At 42.9% G+C, this 26447-nt stretch carries 19 protein-coding genes; 11 read left to right on the top strand and 8 right to left on the bottom strand.

Features of this window, described 5'->3' with window-relative positions; all coding sequences use genetic code 11:
* Nucleotides 1-136: 136 nt before the first annotated feature.
* The gene (locus HBAL_RS16420) at nt 137-790 is read right to left on the bottom strand and encodes a glutathione S-transferase family protein (RefSeq protein ID WP_015828403.1); all 654 of its coding nucleotides are present in this window, start codon (nt 788-790) and stop codon (nt 137-139) included.
* A 483-nt stretch (nt 791-1273) separates the two neighbouring features.
* Here HBAL_RS16420 and HBAL_RS12980 point away from each other — a divergent pair, with 483 nt between their 5' ends.
* On the top strand, nt 1274-2443 hold the full coding sequence (locus tag HBAL_RS12980; protein WP_015828402.1) for an alpha/beta hydrolase: 1170 nt from the start codon (nt 1274-1276) through the stop codon (nt 2441-2443).
* A gap of 199 nt (nt 2444-2642) precedes the next feature.
* On the opposite strand, the gene pdxR is transcribed toward HBAL_RS12980, so the two are convergent.
* Nucleotides 2643-4106 (bottom strand): MocR-like pyridoxine biosynthesis transcription factor PdxR, encoded by a 1464-nt coding sequence (gene pdxR / locus HBAL_RS12975; protein ID WP_015828401.1) that lies wholly within the window; start codon nt 4104-4106, stop codon nt 2643-2645.
* 65 nt (nt 4107-4171) lie between these two features.
* Here pdxR and HBAL_RS12970 point away from each other — a divergent pair, with 65 nt between their 5' ends.
* The 4 genes from HBAL_RS12970 (at nt 4172) to HBAL_RS12955 (ending at nt 10793) form a co-directional block, all read left to right on the top strand.
* Nucleotides 4172-4789 carry an FMN-binding negative transcriptional regulator gene (locus HBAL_RS12970; protein WP_015828400.1) on the top strand — a complete coding sequence of 206 codons (618 nt, stop codon included), beginning with the start codon at nt 4172-4174 and terminating at the stop codon, nt 4787-4789.
* Nucleotide 4790: 1 nt separating this feature from the next.
* Nucleotides 4791-5588, top strand: coding sequence for a pyrroline-5-carboxylate reductase (proC, locus tag HBAL_RS12965; protein WP_015828399.1), 798 nt, complete (start codon nt 4791-4793; stop codon nt 5586-5588).
* A gap of 171 nt (nt 5589-5759) precedes the next feature.
* Nucleotides 5760-8477, top strand: coding sequence for a LuxR C-terminal-related transcriptional regulator (locus tag HBAL_RS12960; protein WP_015828398.1), 2718 nt, complete (start codon nt 5760-5762; stop codon nt 8475-8477).
* A 201-nt stretch (nt 8478-8678) separates the two neighbouring features.
* Nucleotides 8679-10793 (top strand): TonB-dependent siderophore receptor, encoded by a 2115-nt coding sequence (locus HBAL_RS12955; RefSeq protein WP_015828397.1) that lies wholly within the window; start codon nt 8679-8681, stop codon nt 10791-10793.
* 105 nt (nt 10794-10898) lie between these two features.
* On the opposite strand, the gene HBAL_RS12950 is transcribed toward HBAL_RS12955, so the two are convergent.
* Nucleotides 10899-11729, bottom strand: a complete 831-nt coding sequence (locus tag HBAL_RS12950) for an HpcH/HpaI aldolase/citrate lyase family protein (protein ID WP_015828396.1) — start codon at nt 11727-11729, stop codon at nt 10899-10901.
* Complete coding sequence (locus HBAL_RS12945; protein ID WP_041301616.1) at nt 11726-12178, bottom strand: MaoC family dehydratase; 453 nt, start codon at nt 12176-12178, stop codon at nt 11726-11728. Before HBAL_RS12945 ends, HBAL_RS12950 begins: the two co-directional genes overlap by 4 nt.
* A gap of 140 nt (nt 12179-12318) precedes the next feature.
* Here HBAL_RS12945 and HBAL_RS12940 point away from each other — a divergent pair, with 140 nt between their 5' ends.
* Both HBAL_RS12940 and HBAL_RS12935 read left to right on the top strand, forming a co-directional pair.
* Nucleotides 12319-13632: an MFS transporter gene (locus tag HBAL_RS12940; RefSeq protein ID WP_015828395.1), complete on the top strand. Its 1314-nt coding sequence runs from the start codon at nt 12319-12321 to the stop codon at nt 13630-13632.
* A 125-nt stretch (nt 13633-13757) separates the two neighbouring features.
* The gene (locus tag HBAL_RS12935; RefSeq protein ID WP_015828394.1) at nt 13758-15449 is read left to right on the top strand and encodes an amidohydrolase; all 1692 of its coding nucleotides are present in this window, start codon (nt 13758-13760) and stop codon (nt 15447-15449) included.
* Between the two features lie 7 nt (nt 15450-15456).
* Here HBAL_RS12935 and HBAL_RS12930 read toward each other — a convergent pair whose 3' ends face one another.
* Nucleotides 15457-16842 carry a M20 metallopeptidase family protein gene (locus HBAL_RS12930; RefSeq protein WP_015828393.1) on the bottom strand — a complete coding sequence of 462 codons (1386 nt, stop codon included), beginning with the start codon at nt 16840-16842 and terminating at the stop codon, nt 15457-15459.
* 16 nt (nt 16843-16858) lie between these two features.
* Nucleotides 16859-18595: an amidohydrolase gene (locus HBAL_RS12925; protein WP_015828392.1), complete on the bottom strand. Its 1737-nt coding sequence runs from the start codon at nt 18593-18595 to the stop codon at nt 16859-16861.
* Nucleotides 18596-18963: 368 nt separating this feature from the next.
* Between HBAL_RS12925 and HBAL_RS12920 the strand changes: the two genes are divergently transcribed.
* Genes HBAL_RS12920 through HBAL_RS12905 form a run of 4 tightly spaced genes read left to right on the top strand, consistent with a single transcriptional unit; the run spans nt 18964 to nt 24400 of the window.
* A complete protein-coding gene (locus HBAL_RS12920; RefSeq protein ID WP_015828391.1) occupies nt 18964-20601 on the top strand; it encodes a hydantoinase/oxoprolinase N-terminal domain-containing protein in 1638 nt (545 codons plus the stop codon).
* The gene (locus HBAL_RS12915; RefSeq protein WP_015828390.1) at nt 20588-21685 is read left to right on the top strand and encodes a DUF917 domain-containing protein; all 1098 of its coding nucleotides are present in this window, start codon (nt 20588-20590) and stop codon (nt 21683-21685) included. Before HBAL_RS12920 ends, HBAL_RS12915 begins: the two co-directional genes overlap by 14 nt.
* A gap of 1 nt (nt 21686) precedes the next feature.
* A complete protein-coding gene (locus HBAL_RS12910; protein ID WP_015828389.1) occupies nt 21687-23000 on the top strand; it encodes a purine-cytosine permease family protein in 1314 nt (437 codons plus the stop codon).
* Nucleotides 23001-23014: 14 nt separating this feature from the next.
* Nucleotides 23015-24400 (top strand): M20/M25/M40 family metallo-hydrolase, encoded by a 1386-nt coding sequence (locus HBAL_RS12905; protein WP_015828388.1) that lies wholly within the window; start codon nt 23015-23017, stop codon nt 24398-24400.
* Between the two features lie 2 nt (nt 24401-24402).
* Here the strand turns inward: HBAL_RS12905 and HBAL_RS12900 are convergent, their stop codons facing one another.
* On the bottom strand, nt 24403-25146 hold the full coding sequence (locus HBAL_RS12900) for an IclR family transcriptional regulator (protein ID WP_015828387.1): 744 nt from the start codon (nt 25144-25146) through the stop codon (nt 24403-24405).
* A gap of 15 nt (nt 25147-25161) precedes the next feature.
* Complete coding sequence (locus HBAL_RS12895) at nt 25162-26382, bottom strand: CaiB/BaiF CoA transferase family protein (protein ID WP_015828386.1); 1221 nt, start codon at nt 26380-26382, stop codon at nt 25162-25164.
* Nucleotides 26383-26447 lie beyond the last annotated feature (65 nt).

Raw genomic sequence — 26447 nt, 5'->3', positions numbered from 1 at the left:
TTTTTTGCGGAAGATTTTATCACAATAGTGTCCTCTTTTGCATTCGTCAAAATTATTCTAATCGTACATATTGAAATAAAATATCAAATAGGAGTCATTGTTGTAAATTGACGAGGTGTTGGATCGATGAGAGTGTTTAAGGCTGTCCTTTGTGGATTTTGGCTAGATCCAATAATTCCTGCTCAATGACCTTTTTTACTGACGGTCTTTCTTGGACGGCTTCAGAATGTCTTAGTATTGATGGATATGGATTAAGGTCTAAGCCGCCACTCTGTGCTGTTGTGTAGTTCCAGAAGAGGTACATATCTATGATTGACCATTTATCTCCGTACCAATATTTTGAGCTAGAGAAACGATCAGATAGCTGTTTTAGTATAGGCTTGTAGTATTCTTTTCCCAATGAGATGATGCCGTCTGTATCGCCTGATCTGTTGAATCTCATTGGCATGCGTATCATTCTAGTTATTGGGTGTATTGTTGATGAGCACCATATAATATCTTGTATTATATCATTTTTTCCAAATTTTTCTGATGCTGTTGGCAGTAGATTAGCTTTTGGAAAGTACTCATTTAGATGAAGCAAAATTGCTGCATTTTCAGTCAAGATATTATCATCAATACGCAAAGCGGGTACTTTGCCATGTGGGTTGATAGCTAAGTAATTTTTCCAATTTTCTTCGTCTAACCAATTAACGAGTTCAATGTCATATGGGTGCCCGGTCTCTTCCAAGGCGGTGAATGTGACGCGCGCGCAAGTGAGAGGAGTGTAGTACAGAGTGATGTTTGTCATTTTGTCCTCGTTGTCTTTTCTTGGGGCAATTATGAGCGTCTGTCTTATGGTGATAATGAACAATATTTATTCGTTCAAAATGTTTCTATTTTTGAAATACAGTACATAATGACTAAATAGTCAACTACGGAAGTGGTGATTAAGCGCTGATGTTTCGGCTTTAAATGGAGGCGTTGTTAGCCGTGATAATTGAGCATGTGTCGAAGGATTGGGTGATAGGAACGCCTAAATTATTGAAGCACACTATTTTGCAGGGCTTTGTAAAATTGCCAGTGAGCTTTCGTTGGGGGCAGACACGAGCTAAATGGAAAGGTTGCTTTAAGGGCTTCATCGATACGCTGCTGCATTTAAGTACCCATATAACATAGCGCATACCCAAAATTTGCATGCATAGGCTTTAATTCCTTCGCTATGCTTCTTTTAATGTTTGAAGCCTTGAAAAGCTTTGGTCATTCATAAAATGCAAGTTTATCGGAGGTTGGAATGTCATCACACTTGGTCAAATTGTCAAAATTTATCGTTGCGTTGCTTTTTGCAATGTCAGTCGGTGCAACGCAGACTGGGCTCACCGAAGAAATGAAAGATGACAATGTGATACCTGATAAATCTGATCATTGGTTTCTTGAAGAAGTTGGCGGAAAACAAATTCGAGTGGATGATCAGGTTTTAGACCTTCGCATTCAATATTTTATGCAGCAAGCACTTAATGTTGAGCCTGACGAAGAGGCTGGAGATGAATTAGAAAGCGATCCAAATACATCCCAAGGCCGTATTGCATTGAGGCAGATGTTTGATGAGCAATGGGTTGCGCAAACACGCGTTCCACCTGAATTGGCTTGGGTTCGTGATGTTTCTATTCCGTCACGTGATGGAAAGATGATTTCTGCACGGGCATATCACCCCGAGGGGAATAGCGAAAATCTGCCAGTTCTTGTCTATTATCACGGTGGAGGTTGGGTTTTTGGTAGCGTGGATGCCGTCGATCGCGCTGTCAAATGGATTGCCGACGAAGCCAATGTAATTGTGCTTTCTGTTGATTATAGACTTGCACCAGAAGCACCATATCCGGCAGCTTGGAATGATGCTGAAGATGCGTTTGTTTGGGCTGTCGAAAATGCTGAGAAATTAGGGGGGGATGCCTCGAAAATTTGTGTAGGTGGCGATAGTGCAGGAGGCAATCTTTCAATTGCAGTATCGACGCGGCAAATTAAAAAGGAGCAGAAATCACCTAGCTGTCAGTTGCTGTATTACCCCGGAGTCGATAATCGTGACATACCAACCATGCGTACAAACTATTTGTCTTCGCGCTTGTTTGGTGTTGGGTTTTGGCTAGATTATACATTTACTGAACTCGTATTGGCTATGACTTTCCCCGAGCAAGATCTTGCTTCACCTGAAATATCACCACTTTTTTCTACCAAAGATGACATGGCACAATTGCCTCCTACTATTATCGTTGCAGCTGGTTTCGATCCTTTGCGGGATTCTAACAGGGCGTATGCTGCAAAGCTGGAAGAGGCTGGCGTTGCTGTTAGCTATCGTGAGGTTCCAGCGTTAATTCATGGAATTATTAATCTAACATCTGTAACGCCGGTGGCGCACAAAGCTGCTTTAGATGTCGCTCGTGAGCTTGGGAGTCTTGCTCACCAATAAGGACTTAAACTCACCGCTTAACTAGTCTCTTTTATTTGCTGGTATGTTTATTCGGTAATAAGAGAGATTGGTTGAGCTAATTTTCGATTACCTATCGAGAGGTGTGGGGCATTGAAGTTATCTCTTTGATTAAATGAGGTTGAACGACATATTTGAATGACCACTATGGGCACGATCGCTTCTTAATCATTAATAATTTTTACGGCTGCACCGAAGCAGCAAGTCTAGTGATGGCTGTTTGGGCTTCATCCTCAGTTAGGCTGGCAAAACCAATTCTAAGTCCTGTAGATGCATCATCGCGAGTAACGAATGAACGAGAAGATGCAAGGGTAAGATTTTGGGATTTTGCGCGCGCTTCTAAAGCATCAAGGTCCGTTTTGATACGCAGCCAAAAAGCCAAACCACCTTCAGGAATTCTGAACTCTACTACATTTCCAAATTGGTTCCTCAGGGTTTGTGCAAAATTCTCGCGTCTTGTTGAGTATATTTTTTTTACTTTACGGGAATGCCTTTGTAGTTCGCCAGAATTGATAAGTTGGGCGACTGAATTTTCTGTCAGCGTATTTCCCATACCATCAGATAATGAAACTAAGTGGGCTAGAGCATCGATAACATTCTTGGGGGCTGCCACGTATCCAACACGTAAGCTTGGAAGCAGCAATTTCGAGAAAGAGCCAACATATATAACTTGATCTAAAGCGTATGATGCAATGGGAAGAAGTGGCTGGGACTCAAAGTGGAATTCATGATCGTAATCATCTTCTATGATAGCAAAGCCGTGTTGGCGCGCGAGTTCAATAAGCCTTAGACGACGATCGGGACGTAACGAGACCGTTGTGGGGAATTGGTGGTGGGGTGTTACAAATATTGCTTTTACGCGGTGGTTTTTACAGATGCTTTCTACTTCTTCTATATCCAAGCCATCTTCATCAATTCTCACAGAATGAATGGTGGCACCAAGCGCTTTAAAAGCTGCAATCGCGGGTTCGTATGTTAACGATTCTACGATGACTGTATCGCCTGCACGTAGGAGTGCCATACTGGCTAGAAAAATACCGTTTTGACTGCCACGAGTGGTGCAAATATTGTCGGCAGTAACGTTTAAACCGCGTTGAATTCTTAGCATTTCGGCTATGGCTGAACGAAGTTCATAAGTGCCGCGAGGATCACGGTATTGTAGGTTGTTTTCTTGTGAAGCTTTGTGAGTGGCTGAACGAAAAGCTCTGACCAATAATTCGGGTGGGAAGAGGCGGCCGTCTGGTGATCCTTCGTCGAGTTTTAAGCCAACTGTTGCTGGGAGAGCTAGTGGGCGTTGCGGTGGTCTAATATGTTCAAAATTCGCATGTATGATGTCTTGATTGCTAGAATGTGTGTGCCAAGAGTCCGCTTCTGCTTCTGGAAGTGCTCTCTGAACGCAAGTGCCTCGAGTTGCTTCACTAGATAGCCAGCCTTGAGCAATAAGATCTTCATATGCAAGTACGACGGTTTTGCGGTTGACGCCAAGTATTTGTGCTAATTCTCGGCTGCTTGGCAGAAACTCGCCGGGGGCTAATCGGCCTTTTTCGATATCATGAATAATTGCTTGGATAATTTGTATGTACAAGGGTTGCGATTTAGAACTCGCAACACGTTCGCTCAAACTAACTTTCCAAGTACGAATCATTGGACCCCTATAAATTTCAATATTGGGTTTTGTTTGTATACCAATATGTCTCTATCATCAAATTTATGACACATGAAAATGAGACTGCTGGATACGCAGACAAAGATATTCGAGATTTAATTGCCGCCTATCCTTTGGCATGGGTTTGTTCCATGGGTGGAAGTGAGGCTCGTTTATTGCCTTTGGTTGGTGTGTACGATGAAAATGACAAATTGGTAGAGCTAATTGGTCATCTCGTTCGTGAAAGTCCTCTGGCTTTGAAGTTTGTTGAGGATCCGCGCGTGAATATTTTGTTCACTGGTCCCCATAGTTATATATCGCCATCGCAGGCGGGACGTCGCAATTGGGGGCCAACTTGGAATTATGCTCAAATACAAATTCAAGCTGAAATTTCAGTGGAACCTGAATTAACGCCTGAGTCATTGGAAGTGTTGGTTGAGCATGTTGAAAAAGACATGGCACTTCCTTGGAGAATTGAAGAATTAGGCCCTCGATATGAAATGATGCTGCCTAAAATTATTGGTTTTCGAGTGAAAATCCAGCACACAAAGGCGATATTTAAATTGGGTCAAGACGAAAACCTTGAGACTTTAAAGTCAATACTTTCAACGCTTCCAAAGGGTGATCTGTTTGATTGGATGTGTCGTTTTAATCAGAAACGGTTGGAAGTTGAGGGTAAATAAGATGAAGAATGATCTTTGGCCAGTATTGATGGTTGGCTGTGGTCGCATGGGAGGAAGCATAGCTGCAGCGCTGACGAGTCATCGTCAAGTTTTTGCCTATGACCCCAAAAGTGATTTACCTTCTGATACTGTACATGTGACATCATTAGATGATCGTCGGTTGCCGCAGAAATTGATCATTGTTCTCGCTATAAAACCTCAGATTTTTGCAAAAATTGGTCAGGACTTTTCTATCTTGGCTGGTCCGGATCGGGTGTTTGTGTCTGTTATGGCGGGAATTGCACTTAAAGACTTGGAAAATACTTTGAGTGTAGGTGTGCCAATCGTGCGCGCAATGCCTAATACACCAGCTTCAATTCGTTTCGGAATGACCGCCGCGATTGCCTCGTCTTCGATTTTACCTGTCCAGCAAGAGGAAGTTACCAAGGTTTTTGAGACTATAGGTGAGTTAATATGGTTGGATAAAGAAAGTGATTTGGATATTGCAACAGCACTTTCTGGCAGCGGCCCGGCATATTTTTTTCGATTTGCCGAAGCGATGATTGAAGCCGGTCTTGAGCAAGGGATAGATAAAGCTATTGCAACCAAGCTCGTGAGACAAACAATGATAGGTGCTGCAAGGTTAGTCGAAACCGCAAACATTCCTTTGGATGTGCATAGGCAACAAGTGACAAGTCCTGGAGGCACGACAGCTGCTGGCTTGGACGTTTTGAATGATAGAAGCAGTATTGATTTGCTGCTTGGTAAGGTCGTCGAGGCTGCCGCCCAACGTTCTCGACAATTATCTATGATGGATTAGGGGTAAGAGAGGGGGAACCTAGGATCTGGACTTGTTTATGAATTGTCCTATTCTTGTTGGGTATGATGCCTTTTCGCTGTCATTTAGGAAGAATGTTCCTTTTAGGGTTGTGTGTTTTGGGTATCTGTTAACATCCTGTTCGAATTAAGAATATGTGATTGACCTTAACTTATGACCAATAGTGCACTTCAACTAATAAAATCTAAGTTAGCACCACCTAGCTGGATCGGTGGTCAAGTCGTTCGAGAAAAGCTGATAAAGCAGCTTGACGCTGTTTTTACGCATAGGTTAAGTTTGATCGTCGCCCCCGCTGGGTATGGCAAAACAAGCTTGTTATCCCAATGGTGGAATGTAGAGAGGAATAGAAAATCATGCTTCATTGCTTGGGTCACGCTAGAAGCTGAAGATGCAGATGTTGCAATGCTTGCGAGATATATTCAATCGGCGCTTCAAATAGCGCTATTGGATGATGCAGGTGATGCGGCCCACAAAAGTGGGTATAATAATATACCTCCTAGCTCTTCATTGTCCGCAGCTTTAAATTTGCTTGATCGGTTTGATCGCCCCGTTGTTATTGTTTTTGACGACTTGCACAGTGCTGGTGTGCCTGAAGTTGAACTGTTTTTGCGGAAATTTATAAAGTTAGCTCCCTCACATTGTCATTTTGTTTTTGCATCTCGAGATCAGCCTCGATTGGATCAAGCGACATTGGCCGCAGAAAACCAATTTTTTGAGTTGGGAATGGGGGAATTGAAGTTTTCAGAAGATGAGGCTGAAAAGCTTCTAATCCAAAATACTGTGCAAGGTATAGGTGATACAGATTTTCAAAAAATCTATAACCGAACTGAAGGTTGGCCTATTGCATTACAGCTGACGTTTTTGTCTTTGAAGCAAGGTGTGGATCTTTCTCAACTCGTAGACCGATTCAGCCAACCGACCGGAAATCTCGCTGAATATCTGTCCGAGCAAGTTTTATTGTCGTTGAGCCCAGAAGATGAAGAGATTGTCAGTCATACCGTCTTGCTGGATCATTTGACTGGCGAGGCGGTCAATTTTCTGTGTGACAGGCAAGATGGGTGGGATGTATTGGTGAGATTGGAAGGCAAAGGGGTGTTTTTAATGCCAGACTCCCCCAATCGTAATTCTTATCGGTATCATCAAGTCTTTAGAGATTATCTTCGCAGTCGATTGGAACGCAACCAATCAGAATTATATACAAAATTACATAAGAAGGCCGCGCGTTGGTATGGAGACCAAGGCCGAATTGGCCGAGCTGTCTCACATGCCATAAATGCGAATGATGAAAAGTTGATTGCCGCACTTGTTGATGAAGCTGGTGGGTGGCGTTTAATTCCAATTGGTCGAATTGATGTGTTGTCTCAAGCAATTGATCATATTTCCGATGAAATATTAGAAGAAAATCCTGGCCTCAAACTGGGGCAAATCTATCTAATGATCAAAGGTGGAGATCTAACTGGCGCGCGAGAATGTTATCAGGAATATACAACCAGAATAGAGGCAGAAATTCTTCCTACCGGTAAATGGAATGAAGTTAAACTCGTCGGAGATATTATTTCTGAGTATGAAAATAGACCAGTGACTCTGGATGATCTGATCGCACGAGAGGCTCTTATACCGAGTGTGAATTCTGACGATCACATTATGTTGGGGCACCTCAATGAAGCGCTGGGGGCACAATATCTCGATGGTGGTTGGTTAGAGCGGGCATTGGGACCAATTTTGGAAGCTCGCAGACATCATCAAGCATTAGGCTCATTGTATAGCGATCTATTTACGCAATTTTTAGAAGCTCGTGTTCGACGAGGTCAGGGCCGTTTAAATGAAGCGCTTCAAATTCTAAATGAAGCTAAGTTGAAAATTGAGAATAGTTTTGGTGCTCGTTCAGATCTTGCTGCAAATTGTGCATCATATTTAGGGGAACTGGCATACGATCAAGACTGCCTTGATGATGTTGATGAGTTGTTGGAATGGGCGCTTCCGCATATGGAAGAATCTGATGGGTGGTTTGAGGTTTATACAGCCGCATACTTCACGTCTGCCCGCAGGTTTGCTGCCAAAGGTTCGTTGCGGGAAAGCAAAATTATTCTTGAAGAAGCCAAAAGTTTGGCGCGACGTCGCGGTTTATTACAACTCGAAATAACCTCAGAATTGTGTTGGTTCGATATTGAGTTGAATTATGATACCAGCACGACTGATTTTACGGAAAAAGCAAATGCTTTAAAAGTGATCACTTATGCGGCTGAAATGAAAGAGCGTTCACCCCATTATCGTCAGGTGGCAATCATTGCATCGATGTGTTTGGTGAAAATGCAACTGCTAAGCGGCGATGCAAAAGGGGCCCTAGAAACATTGGAGCCTTTGCGGACATTTGCACGTGAGCATGGGGTGGGAAGGCTGTTAATTGAAGTAGATATATTGACAAGTGCCGCCCTTGAAAAAATGGATGATTCAATGGCGGCGTTGAAGTGTTTAGATGAAGCCGTAAACATGTCTATATTTCAAAATATTATAAGACCGTTTGTCGATCTCTCAAGATTTTATGATTTGTCTGCCGAGCATAGATTTGAAATAGGTGAGCAATCGGATCGATTTAAGAAGCAATTTCTTCAAACAGTCAGTAAAGCATTATCTCAACGTCGCCGCCGGGATGATGCTGAAGGTGCGTTGACTTCTGGGGAATTGGAGATTCTTAACTATTTGAACAACGGATTATCGAATAAAGAGATTGCAAGATTGACGAGTATCTCTCCCAACACCGTGAAATTTCGTCTTAAATCGGTATTCAAAAAGCTGGATGTAAGCAAAAGGCGTGACGCGGTCATGATCGCGAGAGAAAAAGGTTTGGTTGAAGTTCAAGAAAGTTCATGATTATTAGGAAACTGTATCGAATAAGCTTGTTTTTTATGCGATAGTGATCGTATATTGTGCATGTGTTAGTGTTACTTTTGCTTCACCCATAATATCTTTGCGGCTACCCAAATCGGGTCGGAATTGCCCATTTTTGCCATAGCGCTCCCTTCATTAAATATGCCTAGATCGTAGTCTCAACGAGCGACATAAGGGGAAATCATGCGCAGTATAAAAACAGAAAAATTAGAGCTCAGAAAAAGAGTACCTAAAACAAGAGAAGTCTTAATGGCATCTATTTGTAGTATTGTCTTTTCTGCAGGACAGGTAGCGATTGCTCAAGATGATACTACAGAGGAGGTTGGGGGGGCAGGTGGTTCAGTCATGGACACGGTTATTGTTACCAGTGTCGGTACTAAAACTGATGCAGATATATTTGAAATTCCTCAATCCGTAAGTACTGTGGATTCTGAGACATTTTTAGATCAAGGTGCTGTTAATTTTCAAGATATTTTTCGTTACAGTGTCGGGGTGCAATCTGAAACAGAAGGCGTAGATACGCGTGGTGATTTCTTCAATGCGCGTGGGTTCGGCACGCAGCAATTTCTAGACGGTCTAAGTCGCATGCCTGATTTTGTCTATGGCGCGCGAATGGAAGTTTTCACCATAGACAAAGCTGAAATTCTACGTGGGCCTTCTGGTGTGTTGTATGGTAGTGGTGCGCCGGGTGGTATTTTTAACGCTGTTAGTAAAACACCAAATTTCGACTTCGGTGGAGAAGTTGGCGTTAGCGTCGGTAATTTTGAACGCAAAGAAATTCGAGCTGATGTCGGTGGTGGAATTACAGACACCATAGCTGCTCGAATAGTCGGGGTTGCGCGTGATGGTGAATTGCAGGTGCCGGGGCAGGATGATGATCGGGTTGTTGTTATGCCATCCATCACTTGGCAACCAACGGATTCAACCGATATTACGTTTCTAACTCTGTATCAGAAAGATGATTTAGGTACGCAAACCTATCTTCCATTGGCGCGAACGGATGCGGCTCCAGAGGGTAAAAAGTTACCAATTGACTTCTTCATTGGAGAAGAAGGCTTTAACCATATGGATATGGAACATAAGTCTGCAACGCTAATGATAAATCATGAGTTTTCAGATACAATCTCAATTAGTAACAGTACGCGTATATATACTCAGGAAACTGATTATGCCGAAGTGTACGGGTATGGTGCTTTGGGGGGCGTGAACCAATCTGAATTTACACGCTATTATTATACGTTGGATGAGACCTATCAAGTTTTCAACACAGATACCCATGCAAGTTTTGAGTTGAGCACAGGTCCATTTGTTCATAACATTCTGGTTGGGGTAGATTATCAATCCTTTGAGCAGGATCGCGCGGAAGGATATGGGGCAGGACCAGCTGCTCTTGATCTTGATAATCCAGTTTACGGGATTCCTTTTGATACAGCGATTGCAAACGCATATGACACTCTGAGTACCCAAACTGGTTTATACATTCAGGACCAAATTGATTATGGTGAGCGTGCGTCTCTTGTGTTTGCCGTTCGCCGTGATCACTCAACCTCAAAAATTAGCGGCGTAAGTGAAGACCCTAAAAATGCAACTACTATTAAGGTCGGTGGGATTGTCGATATTGGGTTTGGAATGTCGCCATATGTTAGTTATGCTGAAGGGTTCCAGCCGACTTTTGGTGGAGATTTTTATGGAAACCCATATGAGCCTCAGGAATCTAGTCAATATGAAGCTGGACTGAAATGGCAAGTAAACCACAACTCGCTTGTGACTCTTGCTTACTTTGATATTGAAGAAACAAACTTCCTTGTACAAGATCCAAATGAGATTCAAAACTTCCTACAATCGGGTAAAATTGGATCTAAAGGATTTGAGCTAGAAGGTTCCACAACCTTGTTTGATAGCTTTGATATTACAGCTGCATATGCATACACAGATGCTGAAGTGCTTGTTGCAACGGATGGTACTCAAGGTTTGGATGTTCCAAACATTCCAAAACACCTTGCGTCGATTTGGGGCGTGCAAACATTTAGTTTTGATGATTGGTCATTGCGAGTTGGCGGTGGTATTCGCCATACTGGTGAGAAGACAGACACATACAACATTTATGAGACTGAGGGTGTTACTCTTGTGGATGGGATTATCGAAGCGGCGTACGATGATTGGAGTCTGTCTGTAAACATAAACAACCTATTGGACAAAGAATATTATGCATATTGTGGCATATATGCAGATCCTTTGGGAACTTGTTACCCGGGTATGACGCGTCGTGTAACGGCGACAGTCAGTCGTAAATTTTAAATAGAGATTTAACAAAAGTGTTGCCGAATTCACAGTAACATAATTGTCAAATGTTAGCTTTATTAAACAGCACTACCTTGGTTCGGTAGTGCTGTTTTTGTTGTTTTAAAGTAATGATAGACAATGCTGTGCTTGTTTCAAATGAGGGGCATCTAGCATTTGCCCATCAAGTTGAATTGCTCCGCTACATTTGTTGTTTGAGAAAGCATCGATTACCTTGCGCGCATAGGCTATTTCAATTTCTGATGGTGTATAAGCTTTGTTGATGATGTCAGTTTGTGAAGGATGAATAGCCATCATTCCTTTGAAGCCATCTTGGTATCCACGAGTGGCGTATTTCATGAGACCGGTCTGGTTTTTGATATCTGGAAATACTGTGTCTATCGCTAAAACATTTGCAGCATGAGCAGCAAAGAGGCTTAAATTTCTAACGAACTCATATGGGGAGGTATAGCTTCCATCTGGATCTCTGGAGGCCGAAGCGCCTATTGCAGCAGGTAAGTCTTCTGCACCCCAAGTTATACCGCATAAATGCTCCGAGACATGTCGCAAGCTTCCTATCTCAAATATTGATACAGGTGTTTCAGTTGCTATTGGAAGTATTGGAACGGTTTGGGAGCTCATCATTTTTACTAGATCGAGAACGTTTGAAGCGCCTTCACATTTAGGAAGGATTATTCCATCAGGTTGATGATCTAAGATTGCCAAAAGATCATTGTCTATAAATTTGCTTTTTAGCGGGTTGATACGAATAAATATGGGCTTAGCGCGTGGTTCTGATAAGCAGTTTGAAACTGCATCCCGTGCACAACCTTTTTTATCGCTCGTAACGGAGTCTTCTAGATCTAAAATGACGGCATCTGTTGAGCTGTTGATAGCTTTCTTGAAGCGTTCTGGTCTGTCGCCAGGAACAAATAATAATGATCTAAGTTTCATTTTGGTTTTGCTTTGATAAGTGCAGTTCTCAAACAAGAGCATACGATTTGGTTTCGTTGATTGTGCATATGATGCTTGAACGAAACGATGCCGCAATTGGGGCGTGATTTGCTGGGCCTTGTGTCGACGACTTTGGTTGTGCAGCGTAGCGTATCACCTATGAATACAGGGCTGGGCATCACGACTTTATCATAACCTAAATTGGCGACTAACGTGCCTAAGGTCGTATCGGAAACTGAGATTCCGATCATCAACCCAAATGTAAAAATTCCATTCACAACGATTTGACCAAATTCGCTGTTCTCTGCGTATTCGGTATCCAAATGGAGAGGCTGAGGATTGTGAGTGAGAGTTGTAATCAAGACATTGTCAGTTTCCGTCACCGTGCGATGGAGTTCATGATTTATCTCTTGGCCTATTAGCCATTCGTCGAAGTATCGTCCTGCCAATTGAGTTCACTTTACTTGAGTTAAAATTCAACATATAAGACTAAAAAAACATATATAAGAATTTTAATCAATCTTCAGAGGCGTAGAAGGGCTGCATTTCCGCTCTATTTCTTTGTGTGTATTGAATGGGGAGGAATAAAATGCTGGAAAGAAAAGATCCAAGAATTGAGATAGCAAATAGGCCAATGAGCCGTTTGCAGATATTTGTTATCTTTTTATGTATTGCCTTGAATGCCATGGACGGTTTTGACGTGCTGGCAATAAGTTTTGCTGCGCCTGGAATTGCCGATGAGTGGGGAATAAACAAAACCGTTTTGGGGATTGTCCTGTCTATGGAGCTTATTGGCATGGCCATAGGTTCAATAGTTTTAGGTAATATCGCTGACAAATTGGGGCGTCGGCCTGTCATTTTAGTTTGCTTATTAATGATGGCGATTGGAATGTTCCTGTCAGCCGCAGCAAATAGTGTGTTGTTTCTTTCAATCGTGCGTTTGGTGACCGGTTTTGGAATTGGAGGAATGCTGTCATCGACAAGTGCAATGGTGGCGGAATATTCAAACGAAAAACGACGTAGTTTAGCAACGATATTGAATATTGCTGGATATGCGATGGGAGCAATCATTGGCGGTGTTATTGCTACAAAATTGTTGGCAATTAGCGGTGATTGGAGATCCGTTTTTATATTTGGTGGGGCTGTTACCGCTGTTTTATTGCCGGTGGTTGCTTTGTTTTTACCTGAGTCTATTCATTCACAGTTGGCGCGCCGACCACCAAATACACTTGCCAAGATTAACAAAACTTTGGTTCGGATGAAATGGAAACCTGTAGAGGATTTGGTTGAACCAGACCCTCGAATTGATCGCCCTTCAATACTTGCACTCTTTTCTAAGCGCTACATTGTTGTGACCTGTACTCTAACCGTCGCTTATTTTGCACAAATAATGGCATTTTATTTTATTCAGAAATGGACGCCTAAAATTGTTGTAGATTTAGGGTTTGATCCAGCATCAGCAGGTCAGGTTCTGGTGTTTGCGAATGTTGGTTCGTTGACTGGAGCAATTGTACTTGGATTAATTTCTTCCAAAGTGAACCTTAAATTTGCAGTTATTGTTTCGATGATCTCTGCATTTGTCTGCTTTGGTTTGTTTGGTATGGGACATTCCAGTTTGATGGGGCTGTCAATTTTTGCAGCAGCGACAGTATGTTTTACGAATGCTGGAGTTGTTGGAATGTACCCTATATTAGCTCAATCATTTCCAGCATCTTTAAGGGCAAGCGGTACTGGGTTTGTTATCGGGTTGGGCCGAGGTGGAGCAGCTCTGGGACCCATTATTGCTGGAAGTTTATTTCAAGCAGGCAACTCACTTCAAGTCGTTTCCTTGGTTATGGGAAGTGGGGCATTGCTGGCAGCACTTATGATATTCACTTTGTTTCGACGAAAGCCAGAAAATTAAAATGCTCCAGCATGAATTTTCTGATGCTGTCTAAATATTTTGGACCCAGTGCTTAATGTGAATTGGATGTTTCATTGAAATTGTTTTGTTCGATTATCCGTATCTAATTTTCTTGGAGAAATTAAATGAATTCCATTAGTCGAAAACAATTTTTGATGGGAGCTGCGGCGTTTACTAGTGGATGTGCAGCGTTGAATCAAACTGGATCAAGTAAAAGGCGGTTAAGTGAACGGCCTGTAGAAAAAGCTTTTGTAAACGCACGTATTTGGACTGGACAGTCGACCCAACCATATAGCGATGCCATTGGTGTCACAGGAGGTAAAATCACCGTGTTAGGTCGCGACGCGGTGGATGCTTTATCTAGCCCCAAAACGCAAATTGTGGATTTAGAAGGGGCATTTTTAACGCCCGGCCTTATCGATAGTCATGTTCACTTTTCGATGGCTTCTTTATTGTTGGGTCAACCATCTTTACGCAGCGCCGGGACAAAAGATGATTTCATTCAAATGATCTCAAATGCAGCAAATCAAATGCAGGGACAGCAATGGTTGCAAGGCGGGTATTGGGACAATGACGCTTGGGGAGGTGAAATGCCTCATCGTGATTGGATCGACGCGGTGACGTCAAATATTCCAGTCGCTGTCGTGCGTTACGATTTGCACATGGTGCTTTTGAATTCCTACGCTATGGCCATTTTGGGGATACATGAAGATATCGCACACATTGAGGGTGGTATTATTGAACGAGACACAAAGGGTAGATTAACTGGAATATTTAAAGATGAAGCCAAAGAATACGTTGTTGGATTGATCCCTCAGCCTACTGATCAAGTTGTAGATGCGGCAAACAAACGAGGTATGAATCTGGCAGTAAGCAAAGGTATCACTCAAGTTTACGAGACAGGTATAGATTGGCAGTCATTTCATTCCACCCGACGAATGCGCAATTCTGGAGATATGCTTCTCAGATTTTACTCTATGGTTCCATTAAAGGATTGGGAGGTGTTGGCAGCGATTATTAGAGATGAAGGTTATGGCGATGATTGGGTGAGATGGGGTGGTTGCAAAGCGCTCATGGATGGCTCATTGGGATCTCGAACCGCTCTATTTGAAAATCCCTATTTAGATGATCCTTCCACATCAGGAATTTTGACGAATGACCCTGACAATTTATTTGAGATGATGCAGGGCGCAGATGCAGCAGGTTTGCAATTGGCGATACATGCAATTGGAGACAGGGCAAATAATATTGTTTTGGATCTGATGAAGCAGTTGGTTTCTGTTAACGGGGCTCGTGATAGAAGAATGCGCATAGAGCATGCACAGCATCTGCAAACGGAGGCGATACTGCGTTTTGTTGATCAAGATATTATAGCATCTATGCAGCCATACCATGCAATTGATGATGGTCGATGGGCTGTGAACCGTATTGGACCTCAACGTTTAAATGGGACTTATGCTTTCCATTCACTTGTTGATGTTGGTACACATGTTGCCTTTGGGTCAGACTGGCCTGTCGCGCCTCTCGATCCCCTAGAAGGAATACATGCAGCGGTTCTTCGTCAAACTCTTGATGGGAAAAATCCTGATGGTTGGTATCCAGAGCAGAGAGTTAATGTAGAAACGGCCTTGAAAGGTTATACCTATGAGGCGGCTTATGCAGGTAATTGCGAACAGAAAATGGGAACATTAGCTCCGGATTTTTCGGCAGATTTTGTTGTTTGGGATCAGGATATCACTAGAATTAACCCAGAAAAAATTAGAGATACGAATGTTCTGAGAACCATCATTGCAGGTCGACAAGTCTTTTCTCTGTGAGTTTGATCTATTGTGTCTTGGAAGATGTTGGGGAGAGGGGAGTATTGAAAAGATTGATAGCAATATTACTCATCGCCTCGACACCTACATCAATAGCGTTTGGGTCTGTAATGAAATGTGGAGAGTGAAGGGAGGGGAGTGATTTCTCTTCTACTATTGATGATGAATATGCTTCCTCTGGAACAGCGCCAAGCCATAATAGTAAAGATGGTATGCCCTCTCCGAGTAATCTATATCTCGAAAAATCTTCCCCGCTCATAACAGGTTGGACTTCAGTGATAGATTCACTGCCAAAAGTGGTTTTTAATGTTTTAAGGGCTTGTTGCGTCAAGGCTGAATTGTTGACGACAGCTGGAGAAAATATCGGAGCAATGTTTATTTCAGGTGCTGGGGCACCAAAACTTTTCGCTTGTCCTTCTGCAATTCTAACAATGCCATCAAGCAGCTGTTTTCTGGTTTCTTCATCATAAGTGCGAACAGTCAATAATAGCTTTGCACTATCTGAAATTATATTGTGTTTCGTGCCAGAAGTAAGCGAACCAACGGTTACAACCCCTGACTTTCTTGGGTCTATGGTTCTCGATACGAGCGTCTGTAAAGCGGTTACAATGTGAGCAGCTATTACAATGGGGTCTTTTGTTTTGTGCGGATAGGCACCATGACCGCCAATTCCATTCACTGTGATATCTACAGAATTGATGCTTGCCATAGCGGGGCCGTCTACATAGCCAATTGTTCCAACAGGTAAGGAGTCAGAAACGTGGAAAGCTAGATTATAATTGGGTAGATTTTCTAGTTCGAAAGCGTCATCTTCTATCATTGATAGGGCACCGAGGCCGTATTCTTCTGCCGGTTGAGCAAGCATTATGAGAGTGCCGGACCATTCATCTTTGCGTGCCATCAGCTCTCTAGCTGTTCCTACCCAACTCGCCATGTGAATGTCATGGCCGCATGCATGCATAATGGGAGTGTTTTCATTGCTGTTGGTAGGGGTTGTTTGAACAGATGCATAAGCAAGTCCTGTTTGTTCTTTTACGGGAAGGGCATCCATATCAGTGCGTATCAGGATTACTGGACCTTCACCATTTTCGAATGTCCCAATGATTCCATACCCAGCCATTGATTTCGTAGAGCTTCTGAGGATGGTATCCAGTTCCTGTTTGACCCAATTATCTCCAATATTGTCTCGTATATCGAAGCCTAGTATCGACAGCTCTGATTTCAACAATGATGAAGTATTGAATTCTTGAAAAGATAGTTCGGGGTTTTGATGGAGCCATTTATATAGTTCGTGTAAATTTTGGCCCGGGTCAAAGCTGTCTTCTTCCGCTGTTGCTGGTAGAATTGAAAGTAACAATGCGAACACAAGAGATGATAAACAATACGGTCTCATTATGATTTCCTGTCCCCTATTGATCGACAGGAAAGGAGCCATACACGACCTTTCCCTTGAATACAGTCGTCAGTACTTTAGTGTCGGAAATGTCATTTTCAGGTATTTCAAATATGTTTTGGTCTGCAATAATTAGATCTGCACTTTTACCAATTGCAATCGAACCTGTTTCTGATTCTCTATGTGTAATGTAGGCAACATTTAATGTATATGCTTTTACTGCATCCTCTAACGTGATGGCTTCGCTAGTATTTAAAGCTTGCGCATCAGGTTCATCTATTGGTTTGCGGGTGACTGCTACCTCTAAACCATAGAATGGATTGGCTGGTGCGACAGACCAGTCTGAGCCGTAGTTTATTTTTCCGCCAGATTGAAGAATGCTGTTGACTGGGTAAACATACTTCATTCGTTCAGCGCCCATTTGTAGGGCCGTGAGTTTCATATATGGATCATTTGTCGCCCAAAGGGGTTGGAAATTAGCTGATACATTCAACTCTGCAAACCTCGGATGGTCTATTGGGGCGACGAAATTTAAGTGTGTTAAAAAATGGCGGTTATCGTTTGCGCCATTCTCTTTCTTTGCTTGTTCAAAAGCATTGAGTGCTTCGTGAACTGCACGGTCTCCAATTGAATGGACGTAAGTCTGATATCCGTCTCTATCTAGTTTGGTAATTAGAGGTTTGAGAGTTTCGATTGGAATATGCAACTCACCGTGATTGTGAGCTGTTCCTTCGTATGCTTCCAGCACAGCAGCTGTTTTTTGTACGATGACGCCATCTGTATAGAGCTTGATGGCATTGGCGTTGAAGCCGGAAGATATCGCACGTTCAGAAATATCATATAATTTGCCGAGCTGATCGATGGAGCGTTCGTTATTATATTTGGCGGCGATTGAAATATGACTTGTTAATTTTCCTGATGCTTGGAGGCTTTCATAAGCGTCTAGGGTGGGGCTATCTCCATTTTCCAGTACATCAATACCAGCGTCAAACCAGTTCGTGATCCCCAAGCTATTAAAGAGTTTTAAGGTGTAACTAATAGCATTTTCGATGTCATTACTGGTTGGTTCTGGAATATGGATATTGATCAATTCCATGGCAGATTCTTGAAAACCTCCGATGGGTTCACCAGTGTCTGGATCGCGGTCAATTCTTCCTTTGGGTGGATCTGGAGTATCTTTGGTTATGTTAGCTAATTCTAACATTGCAGAATTGACCCATAAACTATGGCCACCAGTTGATCTCATGACAATGGGGCGAGTAGAGGATATGCTGTCTAACAAGCTCTTTTCTGGAATACCGTTGGGAGGGAAGAGACCAGGAAGCCAACCTTGTCCATATACAACGCCGTCGTCAGGTGCTTCATCCACGCATTGTTGGATAATTTCAAGGTAAGTCGCAATGCTCTCGCTTTGGTGAAGCGAGCACCTAGAGTAACTCAAGCCCCCATATACAGGGTGAACATGTGCATCTCCAAAGGAGGGCATCATGAATTTACCTTTTAAGTCAACAACTTTGGTGTCGTCACCAATCCAGTTATTGCTTTGGGTGGTATTTCCTAAAGCAATGATTTTTCCATCCTTGACGCCAAGAGCTTCAACCCATGGGCTTGTTGCTTCAACGGTATAAATTTGGCCATTTTGAAAAACTAAATCAGCACTTGAGGTCGGAGGTGTCGGACTGCAACTTGAAAATGCGAAACCGGCTAGAAGCGCACAGAAACTAAATTGCAAACATTTGGCGTTGAGGCTCATGATATCGGGTTTCTCTTTTAAATGCTTTTGCATCACGCACGTGATCTGCGTGTTCTGAAAATAGAAGGTTTAGATAATCACTATTCCTTGTCCGAGGCCAAAATAAAATTGGGCAGATAATCAGCTTTTTGGGTAGTGTGAAATCTCGAACCGATAGCTCAACTCTCTTTTCTCTGTGTAGAGAATTAGTGTGCAATGTTTCAGTGTCCTGCTGATATTTTGCAATGGTTTTGTTGGGGTTTAGGTTAATTGCGGTGGATTTTTACATTTACCCGTTTGTTAGTTTTTGTACCCAATATATCGGTCGCTGAACTGCTTCATCTCAAATAACGTAAACCTCTTTAGTTGTGATCAGATGTTTAGATCGCATGAAATGGGGATATGGCTTCGTGATCAGATTAGGTGTTGATGTTGGAGGAACGAATACTGATGCCGTTCTTATGGATGGTAAACGAGTTATCGCAACTCAGAAGTGTTCTACCACGTCAGATGTGAGTTCAGGCATTGTGTCTGCAATTCGTGCTGTCCTCGAAATTGCAAAAATGAAAACTGATAATATCGCTTGTGTGATGATTGGTACGACGCAGTTTACCAATGCTTTGGTTGAACGCAGGCATTTGCAAAAGGTTGGTGTTATCAGGCTTTCTGCGCCTGCTGGCAAAGCTATTCCGGCAATGATGGATTGGCCGAAAGATCTACAAGAGTGCATCGGTGATGCTGTGTATTGCGTGCCCGGTGGGTATGAATTTGATGGGCGCGAGATTTCATCATTGGATGAAGAGGCAGTTAGCAAGGCGGCTATCGAGATCGCTAAACTTGGGATTCAAAATTTTGCTGTTACGGGGGTTTTTTCTCCACTTAACCAAGAGATGGAGATACAAGCGCAGCAATTGATCGAAGCACAAGTTCCTGGTGCGCGTGTGACTTTGTCTAGTGATGTTGGACGTGTCGGATTTTTAGAGCGCGAGAATGCAGCAATATTGAATGCTACTCTGTCGGGGTTAGCGATTAAAGTTGTGAATTCGTTTCAGGATGCGCTCGATAACCTTAAGATCAATGCACCATTATTCATAAGTCAAAATGATGGAACTCTTATTTCAGCTGATGAAGCAGTTCGCTATCCTGTAATGACAATTGGGTCTGGCCCTACAAACAGTATGAGAGGGGCAGCGTATCTTACCGGTGTGAGTGATGCCATTGTCATTGATGTTGGTGGAACCACTTCAGATATTGGCGTTTTGATAAATGGTTTTCCTCGTGAATCTTCTTTGCATGTAGATATCGGCGGTGTGAGAACGAATTTTCGTATGCCTGACGCGCTTGCTATCGGATTGGGCGGCGGGACTAAAATTACCATTGATAGCGTTAGTTCAAATGGATTGAGTCCCTCGTTTCCTTCGATTGGTGTAGGGCCGGAATCTGTAGGTTACAATCTTGAAGCTAAGGCATTGGTTTTTGGTGGGGATACACTGACTTCTAGTGATGTTGCAGTGGCTTCGGGAAGAATAAATATGGGAAATGCTGCCAATGTTTCTTCGTTGGGTGAGGCAGAAATAAAGGCGGTTCTAGATCGTTTTCGTGTAATCTATGAAGAAGGAATAGATCGCATGAAAACATCAATTGATGACGCGATTGTTATCGTTGTGGGCGGAGGCAGTTTTTTAGTCCCCGATACAATGAAAGGAATAAGCAAAGTTGTTAGACCAGAGCATTCTTCCGTTGCGAATGCCGTGGGAGCAGCGATCGCGCAAGTTGGTGTGTTGATTGATCGGGTGGTGTTGTATGAAAAGACATCGCGGAGTGAAGCGATAGAAGAGTCAAAGCGTCAAGCGATAGAGCAGATTGAAGTATTGGGCGGGGACTTAGAAACCTTGCAATTTGTTGATATTGAAGAAGTATCTTTGAGCTATCTTCCTGGGCGGTCCACAAAGCTGCGAGTGAAAGCTGTTGCATCTCTGAAAATGAAACAAGAAACATTTAGGAGTGTTCGCAATGTTGCTTACTGAAATTTCGATAGATGATTTGGCAGTTGGTGCTGCTTTTTTGGGGGCCGGAGGTGGCGGAGATCCCTATCATACAATGTTGTTAGCAAAAGCTGCTCTTACAAATAATGACATCAATATTATAAGTGTACATGATTTAGCAGATGATGCGCTGATCGCTCCATGTGGATGGATCGGAGCACCAACCGTTTCGGTAGAAAAATTACCAAATGGACAAGAGGCACAATCAGGTCTGATTAGATTTGAAAAAATTATGAACCGCACTGTTGATGCTGTTTTACCCATTGAAATAGGTGGAGCCAATGGACTAGCGGCTTTGGTTGCTGCTGCTCAACACGGTGTTCCAGTGGTTGATGCAGACGGAATGGGACGCGCATTTCCTGAATCTCAAATGGCTATTTTTAACATTCGTGGGTTAAACGCATGCCCAGCTATCATTTCAGATGCATCTGGAAATGTCGTCACATTAGAAAGTGATGATAACCTCGCTCATGAACGTTTGGCGCGAGCAGTTTCAGTATCTATGGGTGGTATCGCACATATGGTGGAATACCCTTTGACTGGTAAAGAAGCTAAAGCTCACGCAGTTCATGGTACCATTTCGGCGGCTATTGCCATTGGTAAATCAATTCGTCTAGCTCGAGAGGCGGGTCAAGATATGTTTGCGGCGATGTTTGAGGCTTTACGTTCCTCAAATGTATATTCTGATGCTGGCATTTTGTTCGATGGTAAAATTGTCGATTTAGAATGCGAGACAAAACAAGGCTTTTCCATCGGGCGAATAGTTATCGGGGCTTTTGATGGCAAGGATGAAATGGAGATTGTTTTCCAGAATGAGAATCTTTCAGCTCGCTGTAATGGGCAATTGCGTGCCTGCACACCAGATATAATTACCATTATGGATAGGGAAACAGCGGATGTTATCACAACTGAACGCCTAAAATATGGTCAAAGAATTCGAGTTGTTGGTGCTGCTGCTCCAAAAATATTGAGAGATACTAAGGCTTTGCCGATAATTGGCCCCTCTGCATTTGGGATGGATGATGCATATCAACCCATCGAAATACTAAACGGTTGGAGCATATAGTATGAGTGGTTCTCCTGTAGAAGCATATTCAAATTCACCTCTGCCTGAGAGCCTAACTATAAATGGTTGGCGAGTGGGATTAATTGTAGCGAGTTTCGCTATATCTCTGCCAAGTTTTTTAAATGGAGCACAAATATCTTTGGCTCTAGGCTTGAAAGAAGCCCTTCTTGTGGCGGCACTCTCCGGTGTGATTTTATGTGTGGGCGGATGCTTTACTTCTGTAGTGAGTGTCAGATCTAGACTGACGACGTATACATTGATTCAGCGGTCCTTTGGAACTGGTGGATCAGCTTTGGTCAACCTTGTTCTTGCTATCATTCATTTTGGCTGGTTTGGAGTGAATATTTCCTTTTTCGGAGATGCTCTCGTTGCGGCGACCCAAGAAATTTACGGTATTGAAGGCGATTTCAGGATATTTGTCATCATAGGTAGTGCTTTAATTTCGATATCGACAATTTTTGGATTTAAGACACTTGATCGTCTTGCTTTGATCGCTGTTCCTCTACTCGGTTGTGTGCTGGTTGGGGTATGTATTATGTCGATAAATCAAAATGGAATTGTATTGAAAGCCTCAGAAAATCCACCCGTTCCAATGAGTTTTGGGATTGCATTATCAGCTCTTGTAGGGGGTAATTTATTGGCTGTTGCGGCTATGCCTGATTTGTCCCGCTATGTTCGGACAGCAAAGCAGTCTGTTGGGGCTATGGTTTTGTCGTTCCCAGTAGCAAGTGTGCTGATGATGCTTGCGACTGCCATTCCTGCCATAGCGATGCGCGAAACTGATATTATGAAAATGATTGTAAGTTTTGGTTTTGGTTTGCCGGCTCTAGCTTTGCTTATTCTATCTACTTGGACGGTAAATTCACTGAATTTGTATTCAGCTAGTTTATCCTTGACGACGACTTTCCCTAAAATCCAGCCCTGGATATTCACCTTGGTTGGGGGAGCGATTGGGTGTGTTCTAGCGCTCGCTGGTTTGATAAACTCATTCGTTCCATTTCTGTTAGCATTGGGCTTTATTATCCCTCCAATTGCTGCAATTTATGTGATCGATGGAATGCGGTTGTTCAAAGATGCTGACTCAGTCGCTTCGCTTCGCAATCTTCCATTATTTCGCTGGCGTGCCGTTGGTACGTGGATAGGAGCTGTTTGCGTTGCCTTGTTGGCTGCTGGCGGCATCTTCACATTAACAACTGTGCCTGCTTTGGACGCGGCTCTTATCGCTGCGGTTATGTATCTTTTATTACTTCGTATCTTGCCTGAAGAGGCACCTGTTCCAAGTCGTTCTTCAATTGTTGATGGTGGGGTATTGTGAGAGATTCAATAATTATGAATGATGTTCTTGAGCATTATGATCAGGCAACGGATGCTGCTTTGGAACGATTGTTTCAACTGCTTCAAATTGAATCAATTTCCACGGATCCAGAATATAAAGGTGAGTGCTATAAAGCTGCTGGATTGGTAGCCTCTGAGTTGACCGGATTAGGGTTTGAAACTGAGATTGTTGATACTGACGGCAACCCGATGCTTTTGGCGAAGTATCGTACAAGTCAATCATCGACGCCTCATGCACTGTTTTATGGTCATTATGATGTCCAGCCTGCTGATCCACTTGAACTATGGACAAGTCAGCCCTTTTCGCCGGTGATAAAGGAGCGAGCTGACGGTTCAAAATTTATTCAGGCTCGTGGCGCTTCAGATGATAAAGGGCAGTTGCGTACATTTGTAGAAGCTTGCCGCGCTTGGAAGGAAGTTACTGGTGATATTCCTTGTGACTTAACAATTCTATTGGAAGGCGAGGAAGAAATGGGATCACCGAGTATGGTGCCATTTCTTCAAAAGTATAAAAAAGAACTTAAAGCAGATTTCGTTCTCGCATGCGATACTTCCATGTGGAATGCGGAAACTCCGGCTATTACAATTGGTTTGCGTGGTCTAGCTGAGGGGGATGTTTGTATAAAGGCAGCTGATCGAGATTTGCACTCTGGAATTTATGGTTCAGCTGCAAGAAATCCAATTACGGTGCTCACTCAAATATTGGGCCGTTTACACGATGAAAATGGCCGCATTCTGTTAGATGGGTTTTATGACAACATCCAAATGCCTAGTGTTGAGGTTCTGGAACAGTGGAAACAATTGGGTTTTGATGGAGACGGATTTCTCAATGAAGTTGGACTAAGTGTGCCTGCTGGAGAGGCTGAATTCACAATACTTGAACAAATATGGAGCCGGCCCACTGCAGAAATCAATGGTATCATCGGTGGATATACTGGTGAGGGGTTCAAGACAGTTATTCCATCTACTGCGAGTGCCAAAATCTCATTTAGGTTAATTGCAGGGCAGGATCATAAGAAGGTTTGGAAATCGTTCGAAGATTTTGTACGAGAAAGATTGCCAAAGGATTGTACGGTCGAATTCATAGATAGAGGGGGGGATGGAGCTGTGGCTCTATCTTCAACAGATTCGATAGTGAAGTTATGTGCTGAGGAGCTTTCGAATGAATGGGGTGAAGATAGCATTATGATGGGATCAGGCGGTTCGATTCCAATTGTCGGAGATTTCAAAAGGGAATTGGGCCTAGAAGCTATCCTTGTGGGATTTGCATTGGAAAATGATCAAATTCATTCACCAAATGAGAAGTATGAATTAAAGAGTTTTATGAAGGGCGGACGATCTTGGATCCGTATATTAGGTAGGTTGGGAAATTTAAAATAAGGCTAGCGCGCGAGATTGCCTTTTTTAAATTTAAGAATTTCTTTCTTCATAATTACAGCAATTTTGTCTCTTTCTTCTAAGCAGCGGGAGATTGGTCCAACGACAATTATAGATAGGTTTCGATCTGGTATATTGAGAGGGATTGCTACTCCGACAAGATCCCTCACATATTCTGCGTGACTTTGATGATATCCACGAGCAGCTGATAGTTCTAATTTCTCTTCAACCTGCTCGACTGTTGTGGGACTGTTTGGAGAAAATTGGATGAAATTGATTTTGCGATAAAGCGCCGTACGTTGTTCTCTAGACATTTGTGAAAGAAGAGACCTTCCAGCTGAGCTAGCATGGATTGGCACGTTATCTCCGACTTTTGCAGAATATCTAACTGAATACTGACTTTCAATGACCGCAAGAAATATCGCGTTGATCCCTGAAGGTGCTGCGATAATAACGGTTTCCTTTGTTGCTGTGGCTAAATTCTGAAGTAACTCCAAAACACCTTTGGGGAGGGGGGCAGCATCATTTATAATTTGAGATAGAGTTAGCCACCTTGGAGATGGATAATATGCACCGCGAATGTGAGGTTGGTACAAATAGCCTTTTTCAACGAGGGTTCCGACGATGTTGAATGTGCTCGATCTAGGCCACGATAAATCATCAGCAATTTCCGCTAGAGTTGCCGGCTTTAAGCGTTCAGAGAAATACTCTAAAATTTGAAGTGTGTTTACAGCCTGTTTTACAAGCATTATCGAATCCTTAAATTAACCATCAGAATTAATGTGCGCTTCTGGAAGAATCAATGCCTGACTTGCGATTAGATCATTGATTAACTCTTGAGGTATTGCAGCTTCTTTTAAGATTTCGATGCCGTGCTCACCTTTTAATGGTGCATGTTTGTCTTGTGGTGAAGAATGCTCGGGCCATTGGGTGCCAGAGTCGATTGTCCTGATTTTTCCTTCACTGGGATGATTGTAGTGTTTGAAAAATGCTATGTCTTCTAGGTGCTCGTCCATACATAGACTGTCTAATGACTGGACTTTGGCAACGGGCAAGTCAGCAGCTTGTAAGATGGACAGCCAGTCATCAGTTGTTTTGTTTTTAAAGGTCTGAGATAGCCAATTATAGACATAATCAATTGATGCATTGCGTGATGAGAAAGATGAAAAGCGACTATCTTTTTTTGCAAGGTCTTGCATGTTGATAGCCTCCAAGAAACGGCACCAATGTGCGTCCGTGTATATAATGGCGGATATAAATCCATCCTTTGTTTTATAGGGTTTGCGGTGTGGGGAAGTTAATCGCTGATAAGACCGTTCTTCCATTTGAGGTTCAAATGTACGTCCTGCCATATGGTCGCCCATGATTAAATTGGTCATTGTTTCTAACATCGAAACTTCAACAACATCTCCTTTGCCGGTTCTTTCTCTAGATATAAGGGCTGCATTTATGGCCCCAACGGCAGCTAAGCCGACCACTCTATCAGCAAGAGCTGTTGGTACATATCTAGGGTCACTATTATTTGCCATTCCCATAAGTGAAGCGAGACCGCTCCCTGCTTGAATAAGATCATCATAGGCAGGCTTTCCGCTGTTGGGGCCATTTGCTCCATATCCGAGTAAAGCAGCGTAGATTAGTTTAGGGTTGCGCTTGCGAAGCTCATCTTGCTTCAATCCTAACCGGGACATAGCAGATGGACGAATATTCGTGACCAAAACATCAGCAGTATCAATAATGCTGAGGAGAGTTTCACGTGCCGTTCCTTGTTTAAGATCAAGGCAAATACTTCGCTTAAAACGATTAGTATTAAGATATAATGCTCCCATGCCTGGGGTTCGTGATGGTCCAAGGTTTCGCGTGATGTCTCCGGCTGGAGCTTCTACTTTGATTACATCTGCACCCATCTCTCCCAATATTTGAGTTGCAAAAGGCCCCATCAATACTGTCGTCAGGTCGACAATCCGAATTCCAGACATTGGTCCCATAAGATTCTCCAAATTGGACGATATATAATATTCAGTATTGTGTATCTTAAAGTCAATATTGTGAA

The sequence above is a fragment of the Hirschia baltica ATCC 49814 genome (genome assembly GCF_000023785.1).
GTDB classification, from domain to species: Bacteria; Pseudomonadota; Alphaproteobacteria; order Caulobacterales; family Hyphomonadaceae; genus Hirschia; species Hirschia baltica.
The sequence above is the reverse complement of the archived record's forward strand: the minus strand, read 5'-3'. Positions and strand labels throughout refer to the sequence as shown.